The sequence below is a fragment of the Enterococcus sp. DIV1758 genome (assembly GCF_051711985.1).
Classification (GTDB): domain Bacteria; phylum Bacillota; class Bacilli; order Lactobacillales; family Enterococcaceae; genus Enterococcus; species Enterococcus faecalis.
Genome location: NZ_JBIOOA010000001.1, coordinates 2,398,241 through 2,411,287, shown reverse-complemented (window position 1 = coordinate 2,411,287; position 13,047 = coordinate 2,398,241). Strand labels below are relative to the sequence as shown.

Sequence of the window (13,047 nt, the reverse complement as noted above, 5' to 3'; positions counted from 1 at the left end):
CAAAACCAAACGTTGGTTTTGTTGTCTTTTTATTATAATTTGCCAAATAATTGAAACAAATACAACATTAAATAGCTGTAAGTAGCCACAGACCAGAATTTCAATAAAAGAACAATTTTCATGAATTCCTTTAAAGATATATCTGTAATTCCCGCCACTAAACAAACAATATCATCTGGAGCGAAGGGGACTAACATAGTAAAGATTAAGAGCTTTTTGACATTGTGTTCATTTTTGTCTAAAATCTCTTCAAATTTTTTGTATTTATTGGGTGAAAGGATTATTTTTACAAAGCTACGTCCATAGTAACGAACCAGTAAAAAGCCAATAAACTCACCAATAATCAACCCAAGATAGCTATACAAAAGGCCTTGCAAATTGCCAAACATCAACATTCCTGCAACAGAAGAGATTCCTCCAGGTAGAATAGGAATAATCACTTGGACGATTTGTAAAAGAATGAAACACAGAACCGCATAGTTACCAAACTGTTTAATAAAAGCTTGCAAGGAAGCAACAGAATGAAAAATTCCTCTGGAATATCCCCATAAAATTAAGCCGAAGAAAAGCACCAGTCCAACTAGGGGTAACCACCGAATGAGTCCATTTAAAAATTTTTTCTGATTAGTCATGAGTGGCCTCCTGACGTTTTCGACGGTATTTTTTAAACCCAAGATAACCAGCCGTCCCCAGTAAAATCGTTCCGCTGACGGCAGTGCCGAGATAAATCATTCTTGGATGATAGGCAAAGGTTAACTGCTGTTTGCCAGCTGGGACTTCAACAGCTAAAAAGCCACCTAGAATGCGTTGTGTTTTTAATGGTTCTTTTTGTAGCGACGATTTGACTTGCCAATCTTGGTCATAAGGAATGGACGTATACAGTAACTGAGTGTCATTTCCAGGTACATTCAGTGCGCCATTTAAATGGCCTTTTTTAGTTGCATTCACGTGAAGAGCTTGTTGGCGTAATTTGTCAACCGCAAGATTAAAGGCTGTTTGGTCTAAAGTTTGAAGCTGCCAATTAGTTAAATCAACCACTTGTTCAGCAGTTAGTGACAGGGTCACGGTAGTTCCTTTTTCAAAATGCCCTAAATTGAACAGCTGATTGGTTGCAATATAAATTGGCGTCGAGATAACTTGTTGGTTTACCTTCAATTGTGTAACCTTTTTCCATTTTAAATTCGGAATATAAAGATGCAAGTCGCCAGTGCTATTCACTTTAAAGGTTGCTTCAATTGTTTCGTTGGTATGATGAGGTTCATTTATCAACGAAGCTGTTTTAAAGTAAGGTTTATCCGTCGGCACGAGCATTTGCAGGAGTTCTTCTTGGGCATCTAAAGGATTATTTTTTGCTAATTTTAACTTGGTTAATGCGGTTGGCGCCAAAAAGCCCATACCGATCGCTTCATCATTTTCCATGATTTTCGTGGAACCAACTGTTTTTAGCAATTTTTCACTCGTAGGTTTTTCAATTGGTAAAAAGTCATATTTCACATTTAAAAGTAAATTGGTTAGTTGTGAATTATCCACATAAGCAATCCGGCGATCATTTTTTCGATACAAACCTAGCGCACTTAATGTGTCTTGGGTAGTGGCAGTTAAAGTCGAAGTATAGCTAGAAACGCCAGCGTAGCCATAAAGTAAAGGATTGTTGTAGCCGTTATTGATTTCACGGAACCCTGTTTCTTTGGAAGGAATGACTTGTTTCATGCGATAAAGTTCTGGTGCTGAGGCCATTTTTTCATCGATTAATTGGCTGTGTTTTCGGTAATCTTGGGCAAATGTTGCTTGGCTACCAAAGGGCATATGTTTAAAAGAAATCCAGAAATTCGTTGTTAATTCCGTGCTGACAAGTAAGAATAAAGCCACGACTACATAGTTTCTTAAGGCCTTTTTGTGTGCTAAACGCAAGCAAACGAAAATCAACCAAATAAAAAGTAAACTTAGCCATAAATAATTGATCGAAATTAAGAGATTCTTTTGTGGACCATAATACAAAGATCCGTAGCCAATGACTAACAGCAGACTAAAAATAATAGGTGCGGACCAAGGAATGGTCACTCTTTTAAGCCAAGCTTCATAGGCAAAGACAATCAATAAAAAGCTAAAGAAAAAGACATTTCGGTAAGGGAACCCAGCTGGGCTTTGAAACATGTGCCACACAGTGTTAAAGGCTTCTAACCAAAAGCTTAAAAAGAGAATGAATAAAAGAATTGCTGAAGCTATTCTTTCTTTTAACGCAATTTGTTTCGTTTGAAAATAGGCAACACAGAGGAGTGTCACAAATAATCCAGCAAAAACGGTTGGTAAATGGTCTAAACGCAACTCATAATTAATAGAACCTAAGCCTAATTGCGAGAAGAACGAAGTGTTGAACTTAGGCGTTAAAAAGAACGTCGAGACATCAAAATCTGCTTTTTTTGTATAGAGCATCCCTTCTGCTGCAGGTAATAATAAAAAGCTAGTTGCAGTTCCTGTTAAAAAAGAAACGAGGATGAATAACGGACTTTGTTTAAAAAATTGCCGAATAGCATGGGCTTGGGTATTCTTTTTAAAGAACCAATAGATACTGTACAAAACAGCAAAGAGACAAATCATATAACCCATGTAGTAATTCGTCACAATGGCTAAAAACAGGGTTATACTGTATAAGCCCCATTTGCGTTGATCCCATAAACGTTGGAGTCCCAATAAGATAAGCGGGAATAGAATCAGTGCATCCAACCACATAAAGTTTTGGCTATAGACGGTGACAAAGCCACAGAAACTATAGGAGGTTGAAAAAAGTAACGTGGTGCCATCAACTTTTTGATAGGTGTATTTTAAATAGCTAAACATCGTAGTACCCATCAAGGCAAGTTTTAAGGTAATAATCCATAAAATTGCTATAGGTAATTGTTCATAAGGAAAAAAGAAAGCCAACACATTAAAAGGGCTCAGTAAGTAATAGGCTGCCAAAGGAACAATCGACTCACCAATCTCATTGGAAAAAGAGTAGAATGTAGTTATTCCCTCGTGAAAAGAGCGTTTTAAAAAACTCAAGAAAGGCATGTATTGTGTGCCTAAATCACTAACTAATAAGTTGTTGTCACCAAAAGGCGCAAGTTGTAATGTCATCCATACAAGCAACAGAAGTAAAAACGGCAAGAAAAAACTTCCTAACCATAAAAGCTTCGATTTGTTTTTCATCAAAATAAGTCCACCTTTATAAAAAAATCATGAATAAGCGTGTTGAACGCTCTAAAAATAGTTTTTAATTGGCTGGCTGGAACGAACCATCCAGAATGTTAGTTTACCATAAGTTCATTAATGTATCCGCTAATAACGCAAAATTATGAAAAATGCAAAAAGTTTTCAAGAAAAAGTTTCAATTGGTTATTAGTGAAAAAGTCACCTAACTTAGTTATAATGTAGAAGAAGACAAGGAGTTGGACAAGATGCAATTAACAATAGAAGAAGCCATTGAATGGATTCATAGCCGGTTATCCTTTGGTTCAAGACCTGGTTTGGATCGGATTAATGCGTTATTAGAAAAAATTGATCATCCAGAAAACAAAGTGTCAACGATTCATATCGCAGGAACCAATGGTAAAGGCTCAACCGTGACATATTTACGCTGTCTATTAGAAGAAATGGGCTTGAAAGTCGGAACCTTTACCTCTCCTTATATTGAATCATTTAATGAAAGAATTGCGATAAATGGTCAACCAATTTCAGACGAACAATTGATTACCTATGTGGAAAAGTATCAACCAATCATTAAAGAATTAGACCAAATCACTGAAGTGGCTGGAATTACAGAATTCGAAACATTGACAGGAATGGCCTTGGACTATTTCGTGAATGAACAAGTGGATATCGCCGTTGTTGAAGTTGGCTTAGGTGGATTACTTGATAGCACCAATGTCGTGAAGCCATTATTGACGGGAATTACGACAATTGGGAAGGATCACACAGAAATTTTAGGTGAAACAATTGCTGAAATTGCCTATCAAAAAGCGGGTATTATTAAAGAAAAAGTCCCAGTAGTAACAGGCAATATTTGTGCTGATGCGCTAGCAGTCATTGAAAAAGTCGCACAAGAAAAACAGAGTCCAATTTTTCGTTTTGGCAAAGAGTATCAAGTGGAATATCTACATCCTGACACACAATGGGGGGAAATATTTAATTTCTATGGAGAAATGGGCAAACTGACAAAGATTAAAGTTCCCTTGTTGGGGCGTCACCAAGTAGAAAACGCGGCGGTAGCTATTCAATTATTTGACAAGTATTGCCAACTACAACATTTGCCGTTTAAAGAACGAGACATTACTCAAGGGTTAGCTAAAGCGCAATGGCCAGCTCGAATGGAACGTCTTAGTGATGAACCGTTGATTGTTTTAGATGGTGCCCACAATGATCACGCAGTAAAACGCTTAGTTGAAAACTTGCGCAAAGAGTTTCCACAACACACGATTCATATTTTATTTTCAGCTTTAGCAACTAAAGATGTGGATGAGATGATTCAGGACTTAAAGCAAGTATCGAATGCGCATCTTTACTTAACTAGCTTCGATTATCCTAAAGCTATTGCACTTACAGAAATGGAAAAATATGAAGACGATTTAACAGAAATTGTGTCTTTATGGCAATTTGGCTTAGGCGAAATTTTAGAAAAAATGTCGACAGATGATTTATTATTAGTAACAGGTTCATTATATTTTGTTTCTCAAGTAAGAGAATTACTTTTAACTATAGGAGGAAATGATGAAGAAATTTGATGGCGTAATTTTTGATATGGATGGGTTGCTTTTTGATACGGAGTTGATTTACTATACATCTACTCAAAAAGTAGCAGATGCAATGGGGTTACCATATAGTAAAGAAGTCTATTTAGACTATGTTGGGATTTCCGATGAAGAAGTACAAGAGAATTACCGACGTATTTATGCATCTTATGGTCACGACACAGTGGAAGAATTTATCCGCCGTTCTTATGATGATACCTTGCAAGAGTTTCGATCTGGTAACGTCCCTTTAAAACCAGGGGTGGTGGAATTTCTCGACTTTTTAGATGATCAAAAAATTCCTCGATTGGTTGCTTCAAGTAACGTCCGTCCAGCAATTGAAATGTTATTAAGCCATGCTGGGATTCAGGATCGTTTTGTAGGGATCGTTTCAGCAGAGGATGTTAAACGAGCAAAACCGGACCCAGAAATTTTTCAAAAAGCTCGTCAACTTTTAGGAACAGAAGCCCCGAAAACCTTGATTTTCGAAGACTCATTTCATGGGGTAAGTGCGGCTCATAGTGCGGGCATTCCAGTGATCATGGTACCTGATTTATTGCAACCAACTGAAGTTATCCAAGAGAAAACATTACATGTCTTGGAGAGTTTACATCAAGCGCCACATTATTTAAAATAATAAAAACAACACTCCTTTGCGTAGTTTATTAATGACTAGCAAAGGAGGTTTTTTTTATGCAAGTATCGGATCTGTTTATTCGCGATATGCCGAGTGATTGTTTACCACGAGAACGGCTCTTAGCGATAGGAGAAAAAGCATTATCGAATCAAGAGTTGTTGGCGATTCTGTTACGAACTGGCTCAAAAGAAGCAGACGTGATGACTGTTGCCGCAACGCTATTAAAACAGTTTAAGCAACTTTCTTATTTGCAGCAAGCCACGTTGAACGAGTTAATGGCTATTAAAGGTATTGGACAAGTGAAAGCCATTGAATTACGTGCGGCCATTGAATTGGGGTGTCGAATTTATCAAAGTAGTCAAATCAAATTTGGCAAAGTTACGTCCAGTCAACAAGTCGCTCAACGATTACTCCAAGAGATGAAGGGGCTGCAACAAGAACATTTAATTTGTATTTACTTGAATACCAAGAATGACATTATCCAACAGAAAACGATTTTCAAAGGATCACTGAATCAAAGTATTGCTCATCCACGCGAAATTTTTCGGGAAGCGGTTAAATATTCTTCTGCTCGCATACTATTAGCTCATAATCATCCATCTGGCAATCCGACACCGTCTCCACAAGATATTCAATTTACCAAACGAATGGAAGAATGTGGCGAAATGATGGGGATTCAATTGTTGGATCATATTATTGTTGGTGATAGCGGATACATTAGTTTGAGAGAAGAGAATTTTTTTGCTTCAGAATGAGGACAATTCTTGCAAAAATATTTTATCACGTGTAAAATGAAAGGGTAATCTTGTTTGGAATTATGTAGACTTTTTAAATTTTTTTAAATATTCTATTGGAAGCGAGCAAAGTTACGACTATTTATGTGCAAATGCACGAGGAGGAACAAAAGAATGGAACAAGGAACAGTAAAATGGTTTAACGCAGAAAAAGGTTTTGGGTTTATCTCACGCGAAGACGGAAGCGACGTATTCGTACACTTCTCAGCTATCCAAGGTGATGGTTTCAAAACTTTAGAAGAAGGTCAAGCAGTGACTTTCGATGTTGAAGATTCAGACCGTGGCCCTCAAGCAGTTAACGTAGAAAAAAACTAATAAAAAATAATCCAAAAACACCTAACGCATGTTAGGTGTTTTTTTGTTAGAAAAAATAGAGAAGAAAAATGGACAAACATTTTTCTTCTCTATTAAATGAGAGCTTTATTGATCACTAACTGTGGCAGTCATAATCATTGGCAGAATCATTGGATGACGTTCTGTTTGTTCAAACAAGAAAGGCTGTAAAGCGGTCGTCATGGCTTCGCCTAATTTTGCTTCGGTACAGTTTTTATCTTTCATTGCTTCACGTAAAGCATTGAATAAAAGACGTTGGCCTTCATGAATCATATCACCAGACTCACGCATGTAGACAAAACCACGGGAAAGAATGTCTGGACCAGCCATAATTTCTTTATTTTTAATATCAACTGTTGCTACCGCTAAAACTAAACCTTCTTCAGATAAGATACGACGATCCCGTAAAACAACATTCCCGATATCGCCGACACCATTTCCATCAACGTACACGTCATTAGCATTGAAGTGACCAGCAGGACGTGCGCTATCAGCCGTTAAAGCTAAGACATCGCCGTTGCCCATGATAAAGCAATTTTCTTCAGGAACCCCTGTATCTTGAGCGAGCGAAGCATGGATTTTTAACATTCTAAATTCACCATGAACAGGCATGAAATATTTAGGCTTCATCAAGCGAAGCATTAATTTTTGCTCTTCTTGTCCACCGTGACCAGAAGTATGGATATTATTGATTTTTCCGTGGATAACTTCCGCACCGGCTTCAGATAATAAGTTGATTAAACGGTTAACGCTTGTCGTATTCCCAGGAATTGGTGAACTTGAGAAAACAACCGTATCGCCTGGTTGAATACTAATTTGGCGATGTGTACCGTTAGCAATCCGACTAAGCGCGGCCATAGGTTCTCCTTGAGAGCCAGTACATAAAATCATTGTTTCATTTGCTGGCAATTGATTCAGTTCCGCCGCATCGACAAACGTTCCTTTTGGCACTTTGATGTAGCCTAAGCGTTCGCCATTGACAATGGCATTTTCCATGCTACGACCAAAAACAGCAATTTTGCGACCGGTTTTCACGGCTGCATCAGCAGCTTGTTGTAAACGGAAAATGTTTGAAGCAAAACTGGCAAAGATAATCCGACCATCAATTTTTTCAAAGATTTTTAAAATAGAGGTCCCGATTGTTTTTTCGGATTTTGTAAAGGTGGGTATTTCAGCATTGGTACTGTCTGAAAGAAGACAAAGGACGCCTTCTTCACCTAATTTTGCCATTCTGTGCAAGTTAGCTGGCTCGCCAACGGGTGTAAAGTCAAACTTAAAGTCACCTGTTGCGACAATGTTACCAGAAGGCGTTTTAACCACAACGCCCAAGGCATCAGGAATACTGTGAGTCGTCCGGAAAAAGCTAATCGCTGTTTTTCTAAAACGAATCACCGTATCTTCATTAATTTCGTGTAATTCCGCTTCTCGCAATAAACCATGTTCATCTAGTTTGTTGGTAATTAAAGCCAAGGCTAGTGGTCCCGCATAGATTGGGATATTCGCTTGACGTAAAAGATAAGGAACGCCACCAATATGGTCTTCGTGACCGTGGGTAATAACGAGTGCTTTGACTTTATGCAAATTTTGAACGATGTAGCTATAATCTGGAATCACGTAGTCAATCCCAAGTAAATCATCTTCTGGGAATTTGATCCCAGCATCAATAATGATAATTTCATCTTGGAATTGTACCCCATATGTGTTTTTTCCAATTTCGCCTAAACCACCGATTGCAAAAACGCCAGTTTCGTTATTTTTTATGTTTACTTTCATGTTAAAACTCCGTTAGAGTGAAGTCCGCATGTTCTTGCTCGTAAGCAAGATGTTTTTCGTCTAATAATTGAACGTATTCAATATTGTATGGGGTATTTTCTTCAACTAATTGGCGCACGATTACATCGCTATCGGCTTCCATGTAAAGAGATTTTGTGTCTTCTCTTTTTGGGTTTCTGATTTTTGTTTCTTGATAGTATACTTTGTAAATCATCGATTCATTTCTCCTTCAGCTACTAATAGTAGCAATTTATAGTTTTTTTCATTTTAAGACAGAAAATTAAACACAACAAAACGAGGTGCTGATCACCTAAAAAAGAATGCTCATCAAAAACATCTGTTAATGATGAAATGAAGCCTCGACTTTGCTTCATTCTGGGTATTTGATTTTATGTGTTCTTTTTCAACCGTCCCGTGTGTTGTGAATAACAACAATTAAGCTTATTTTATCATAGAATGATAAGGAAGTATAGAAACACTCACTGGACTTTTAAAAAAAACAAACTTCTTGTTTCACCTTATTCTTGATCCAGTTCGAGTGCCTTTTTTTTAGGACGCCAATACCAACTTAAGCCAATCACGTGAGCTAAATAAACAATCGCTAAAGTCGTAGTCATCAACGTATTTCGGACAATTAAACACGGAATGGCAAATAAAAGAAACATGGAAATAAATAGTTTCCATTTGCCTTTACGAGTAATTTTTTTCTCAAAGAAGGCTTCTTGGATATATTTTTGATAATAAGAAGAAGCTAAAAATTTGTTATAAAGTTTATCTGAACTACGCATCCAAAAAAAGGCCGTTAATAAATAAAAACCAGTGGTGGGTAAAAGCGGCAAAAAGATTCCTAACGTGCCTAAAGCAAACGTACAGGAACCGAGAAAAATGAAGAATAATTTTTTCATTCAAAGGGTCCTTTCAGTTTTTCCCAATTATGGCACAATCAAAAGGAAGTAGCAATTTTAATCGTATAAGTAAATCATTAAAATTATCTATTTTTTAGAAAATCTAAAAGAGAAAGGATAGAAAGAGAAAGGCTGTTTTTTCTAGCCAGACAGCTTGTATTACCGATTTCTTTTTGATACAGTGGGAGTACTAGAAAATTTAAAGTAAGATAAGAAGGAGATGATTAATTGAAGTTAATGTGGCGTTACACAATGCGTTATAAGAAATTACTTTTCGCTGATTTTATTTGTGTGTTTGGTTTTATTTTAATTGAATTAGGCTTGCCGACCATTTTAGCACGAATGATTGACAAAGGAATTATTCCTAAAGATATGGACTATATTTATCAGCAAGGGATTTGGATGGTTGTAATTACGATTATTGGTGTCGCAATGAATATTTTGCTGGGGTACTTTGGTGCCAGAATTACAACAAACATTGTTCGTGATATTCGTGATGATTTATTTGAAAAGATTCAAACTTTCTCACACAGTGAATATGAAAGTATTGGGGTTTCTTCCTTAATTACGCGAACTACCAATGATGCATACCAAATTATGCTCTTCATGGGAAATATTTTACGTCTTGGCTTTATGACGCCAGTGATGTTTATTGCCAGTCTTTACATGGTGATGCGAACGAGTCCGTCGTTAGGAATGTACGTTTTAGGTGCCTTGCCTTTTCTGCTGCTAGCAGTTGTCGGAATTGCTCGTTTGTCAGAACCGTTATCTAAAAAGCAACAAAAGAACTTAGATGGAATCAATGGGATTTTAAGAGAAAATCTTTCTGGATTGCGGGTAATACGCGCATTTGTTAATGAAAAATTTGAAGAATCTCGTTTTAATAAAGTCAATGAAACTTACACTAAAAGTTCAAAAAGTTTGTTTCGTTTAATGGCAGCAGCCCAACCAGGCTTCTTTTTCTTATTTAATATTGTGATGGTCTTAATCATTTGGAGCGGGACTGTTCAAATCAGCCACGGGGATTTAGAAGTTGGGAATTTAATAGCTTTTATTGAATATATTTTCCATGCGCTGTTCTCGTTTATGTTATTTGCCAGTGTCTTTATGATGTATCCTCGGGCTGCGGTTTCGGCTTCACGGATTCAAGAAGCCTTAGACATGGAACCAGCTATTCGTGAAGAAGAAGGCGTAACAGAAACAGCTACTAAAGGCTATCTAGAGTTTAAAAATGTAACCTTTGCCTATCCTGGACATGCGGAAAGCCCAGTTATCCGCAATGTAAGTTTTAAGGCGTCACCTGGTGAAACAGTGGCCTTTATTGGGAGCACAGGTAGTGGGAAATCAACATTAATTCAATTGATTCCACGGTTTTATGATGTATCAGAAGGTGAAATTTTAATCGATGGAGTGAACGTAAAAGATTACCAACTTAGTGCATTACGCAATAAGATTGGCTATATTCCACAAAAAGCGCTACTTTTTACTGGTACAATTGCTGATAATCTTCGCTACGGTAAGGAAGATGCGACGTTAGAAGAAATGGAACGAGCAATTGACATTGCTCAAGCTACAGAATTTGTTTCACAAAAACCGCAAGGCTATGATGAACCTCTTTCAGAAGGTGGCACGAACTTTTCTGGTGGTCAAAAACAACGTTTAGCTATCGCACGGGCGATTATTCGCAATCCGGAAATTTATATATTTGATGATAGTTTTTCTGCGTTAGATTATCAAACAGATGCAAATTTACGAGCGCGTCTGAAAAAAGAAACAACAGAATCCACTGTTTTAATTGTGGCACAACGTGTTGGAACAATTATGCATGCGGACCGCATTGTTGTTTTAAACGAAGGCGACGTGGTCGGAATTGGCACACATCGTGAATTACTTGAGACTTGTCCAATTTACTATGATATTGCGGCTTCTCAATTGTCAGAGGAGGAATTAGCATGAAACACGCCTTTTCTTCTATGAAACGAATCGGTCGCTATATTAAACCGTACCGAGTGACGTTTTATTTAGTTATTTTATTTACAATATTAACCGTTGCCTTTAATGCAGCGTTGCCTTATTTGACTGGATTACCAACGACAGAAATTAGCCGTAATATTGTGGCCGGTGAATCAATCAACTTTGATTATGTAATCCAATGTTTAATTTGGATTTTAGTTGTGGGAACAGGTTATTGTGTGGCACAATTTTTGTCAGGCTTTTTAATGACGAATGTCGTTCAACAATCCATGCGCGATTTACGTCGAGATATTGAAGAAAAAATCAATCGTTTGCCAGTTTCTTATTTTGATAAGAACCAACAAGGAAATATTTTGTCACGGGTGACGAACGATGTGGATGCTGTCAGCAATGCGATGCAACAAAGTTTTATCAACATTGTTTCAGCAGTCTTAGGGATTGTGATGGCTGTAGTGATGATGTTCTTAATCAATCCGCTGATGGCGATTTTTTCAGTGATTATGATTCCGTTGTCGCTGATTATTTCCAGAACAATTGTTAAAATCTCCCAGAAATATTTCCAAGGAATGCAAAATTCTTTAGGAGACTTAAATGGTTATGTTCAAGAAAATATGACTGGGTTCAGTGTCTTAAAACTATATGGTCGGGAAAAAGAAACCCTTGAAGGCTTTAAACAAGTCAATCATCGCTTAAATGGTTTTGGTTTCAAAGCATCCTTTATCTCAGGATTAATGTTGCCATTGGTTCAAATGACTGCTTATGGGACCTATATCGGGGTAGCTGTCCTTGGTAGTTACTATGTGGTTGCTGGTGTGATCGTAGTGGGGCAATTACAAGCGTTTATTCAATATATTTGGCAAATTAGCCAACCAATGGGGAATATTACGCAGTTGTCTGCAGCTTTACAAAGCGCTTCAGCTTCGACCATGCGGATTTTTGAAATCCTAGATGAGCCAGAAGAAGAACTTAACGAACAAGATGTTCCTTTGTCAGAACCTATTTTAGGCTCTGTTGAATTTGAAAATGTCAGCTTTAGTTATGACCCAGAAAAACCGTTAATTCGTAATTTGAACTTTAAAGTTGATGCGGGCCAAATGGTTGCGATTGTGGGACCAACTGGCGCTGGGAAAACAACCTTAATCAACTTACTGATGCGTTTTTATGATGTAACAGAAGGCGCCATTAAAATTGATGGCATTGACACGAAAAAAATGAACCGTAGTGATGTCCGATCTGTATTTGGAATGGTATTGCAAGATGCTTGGTTGTATAAAGGTACCATTGCAGATAACATTCGTTTTGGGAAGTTGGATGCCACGGATTATGAAGTTGTGGATGCAGCGAAAACGGCCAATGTGGATCACTTCATTCGGACAATGCCAGACGGGTATGAAATGGAAATCAATTCTGAGGGAGATAACGTTTCCCTTGGTCAAAAACAATTGTTGACCATTGCCCGAGCGGTAATTTCTGATCCGAAAATTTTGATTTTAGATGAGGCGACTAGTTCAGTCGATACACGCTTGGAAGCCTTAATTCAAAAAGCAATGGATCGTGTCATGGAAGGACGAACGAGTTTCGTTATTGCCCACCGCCTATCAACTATTCGTGAAGCTGATTTAATTCTTGTTATGAAACAAGGAGAAATCATTGAAAAAGGTACGCATCATGAGTTGCTGGAACAAGGTGGCTTCTATGAAAAACTATACAATAGTCAATTCGCTGAAGAAGGCGACTATGAGGAATAAAAAAGAGCCTGGGACAAAAATCACTTTGGATTTTTGTCCCAGGCTTAAAAATTGATAAACGGCGGGAACAGAAGCAACTCCTTCGGAAATAAGCCGAAATTATCCAAAAATTATAGA

11 protein-coding genes are annotated in these 13,047 nt (G+C 37.5%); 6 read left to right on the top strand and 5 right to left on the bottom strand.

Translation table 11 applies throughout. The features are described from left to right. Window positions 1–32 precede the first annotated feature (32 nt). Together IGJ52_RS11760 and IGJ52_RS11755 are read right to left on the bottom strand one after the other, a co-directional pair. A complete protein-coding gene (locus tag IGJ52_RS11760; protein ID WP_002355114.1) occupies window positions 33–632 on the bottom strand; it encodes a TVP38/TMEM64 family protein in 600 nt (199 codons plus the stop codon). Beyond that, window positions 625–3,189, bottom strand: coding sequence for a YfhO family protein (locus IGJ52_RS11755; protein WP_438792126.1), 2,565 nt, complete (start codon window positions 3,187–3,189; stop codon window positions 625–627). The genes IGJ52_RS11760 and IGJ52_RS11755 overlap by 8 nt, the downstream gene beginning before the upstream one ends. A gap of 248 nt (window positions 3,190–3,437) precedes the next feature. On the opposite strand from IGJ52_RS11755, the gene IGJ52_RS11750 reads away from it, so the two are divergent. The 4 genes from IGJ52_RS11750 to IGJ52_RS11735 all read left to right on the top strand — a co-directional run bounded on the left by IGJ52_RS11750 (window position 3,438) and on the right by IGJ52_RS11735 (window position 6,512). Then, entirely contained in the window at window positions 3,438–4,760 is a 1,323-nt protein-coding gene (locus IGJ52_RS11750) for a bifunctional folylpolyglutamate synthase/dihydrofolate synthase (protein WP_438792125.1), read from the top strand. Then, window positions 4,744–5,403 (top strand): HAD family hydrolase, encoded by a 660-nt coding sequence (locus IGJ52_RS11745; RefSeq protein ID WP_002385286.1) that lies wholly within the window; start codon window positions 4,744–4,746, stop codon window positions 5,401–5,403. The genes IGJ52_RS11750 and IGJ52_RS11745 overlap by 17 nt, the downstream gene beginning before the upstream one ends. A 56-nt stretch (window positions 5,404–5,459) precedes the next feature. Continuing rightward, entirely contained in the window at window positions 5,460–6,158 is a 699-nt protein-coding gene (radC, locus tag IGJ52_RS11740) for a RadC family protein (RefSeq protein WP_002419144.1), read from the top strand. Between the two features lie 153 nt (window positions 6,159–6,311). Next, the gene (locus IGJ52_RS11735; RefSeq protein WP_002355121.1) at window positions 6,312–6,512 is read left to right on the top strand and encodes a cold-shock protein; all 201 of its coding nucleotides are present in this window, start codon (window positions 6,312–6,314) and stop codon (window positions 6,510–6,512) included. A 105-nt stretch (window positions 6,513–6,617) separates the two neighbouring features. Here IGJ52_RS11735 and rnjA read toward each other — a convergent pair whose 3' ends face one another. From rnjA to IGJ52_RS11720, 3 genes are all read right to left on the bottom strand, one after another. After that, a complete protein-coding gene (gene rnjA, locus IGJ52_RS11730; RefSeq protein WP_002355122.1) occupies window positions 6,618–8,303 on the bottom strand; it encodes a ribonuclease J1 in 1,686 nt (561 codons plus the stop codon). A 1-nt stretch (window position 8,304) separates the two neighbouring features. Beyond that, on the bottom strand, window positions 8,305–8,517 hold the full coding sequence (locus tag IGJ52_RS11725; RefSeq protein ID WP_002355123.1) for a DNA-directed RNA polymerase subunit epsilon: 213 nt from the start codon (window positions 8,515–8,517) through the stop codon (window positions 8,305–8,307). Window positions 8,518–8,821: 304 nt separating this feature from the next. After that, window positions 8,822–9,208, bottom strand: coding sequence for a YbaN family protein (locus IGJ52_RS11720; RefSeq protein WP_002355126.1), 387 nt, complete (start codon window positions 9,206–9,208; stop codon window positions 8,822–8,824). Window positions 9,209–9,436: 228 nt separating this feature from the next. On the opposite strand from IGJ52_RS11720, the gene efrA reads away from it, so the two are divergent. Then, the gene (gene efrA, locus IGJ52_RS11715) at window positions 9,437–11,164 is read left to right on the top strand and encodes a multidrug efflux ABC transporter subunit EfrA (RefSeq protein WP_010707113.1); all 1,728 of its coding nucleotides are present in this window, start codon (window positions 9,437–9,439) and stop codon (window positions 11,162–11,164) included. Continuing rightward, complete coding sequence (gene efrB, locus IGJ52_RS11710; protein ID WP_192445242.1) at window positions 11,161–12,930, top strand: multidrug efflux ABC transporter subunit EfrB; 1,770 nt, start codon at window positions 11,161–11,163, stop codon at window positions 12,928–12,930. Before efrA ends, efrB begins: the two co-directional genes overlap by 4 nt. Window positions 12,931–13,047: the final 117 nt, after the last annotated feature.

Coding starts and splice junctions, on each gene's coding strand:
- IGJ52_RS11760 (WP_002355114.1), bottom strand. CDS start 632: ATGACTAATCAGAAAAAATTTTTAAATGGACTCATTCGGTGGTTACCC.
- IGJ52_RS11755 (WP_438792126.1), bottom strand. CDS start 3,189: ATGAAAAACAAATCGAAGCTTTTATGGTTAGGAAGTTTTTTCTTGCCG.
- IGJ52_RS11750 (WP_438792125.1), top strand. CDS start 3,438: ATGCAATTAACAATAGAAGAAGCCATTGAATGGATTCATAGCCGGTTA.
- IGJ52_RS11745 (WP_002385286.1), top strand. CDS start 4,744: ATGATGAAGAAATTTGATGGCGTAATTTTTGATATGGATGGGTTGCTT.
- radC (WP_002419144.1), top strand. CDS start 5,460: ATGCAAGTATCGGATCTGTTTATTCGCGATATGCCGAGTGATTGTTTA.
- IGJ52_RS11735 (WP_002355121.1), top strand. CDS start 6,312: ATGGAACAAGGAACAGTAAAATGGTTTAACGCAGAAAAAGGTTTTGGG.
- rnjA (WP_002355122.1), bottom strand. CDS start 8,303: ATGAAAGTAAACATAAAAAATAACGAAACTGGCGTTTTTGCAATCGGT.
- IGJ52_RS11725 (WP_002355123.1), bottom strand. CDS start 8,517: ATGATTTACAAAGTATACTATCAAGAAACAAAAATCAGAAACCCAAAA.
- IGJ52_RS11720 (WP_002355126.1), bottom strand. CDS start 9,208: ATGAAAAAATTATTCTTCATTTTTCTCGGTTCCTGTACGTTTGCTTTA.
- efrB (WP_192445242.1), top strand. CDS start 11,161: ATGAAACACGCCTTTTCTTCTATGAAACGAATCGGTCGCTATATTAAA.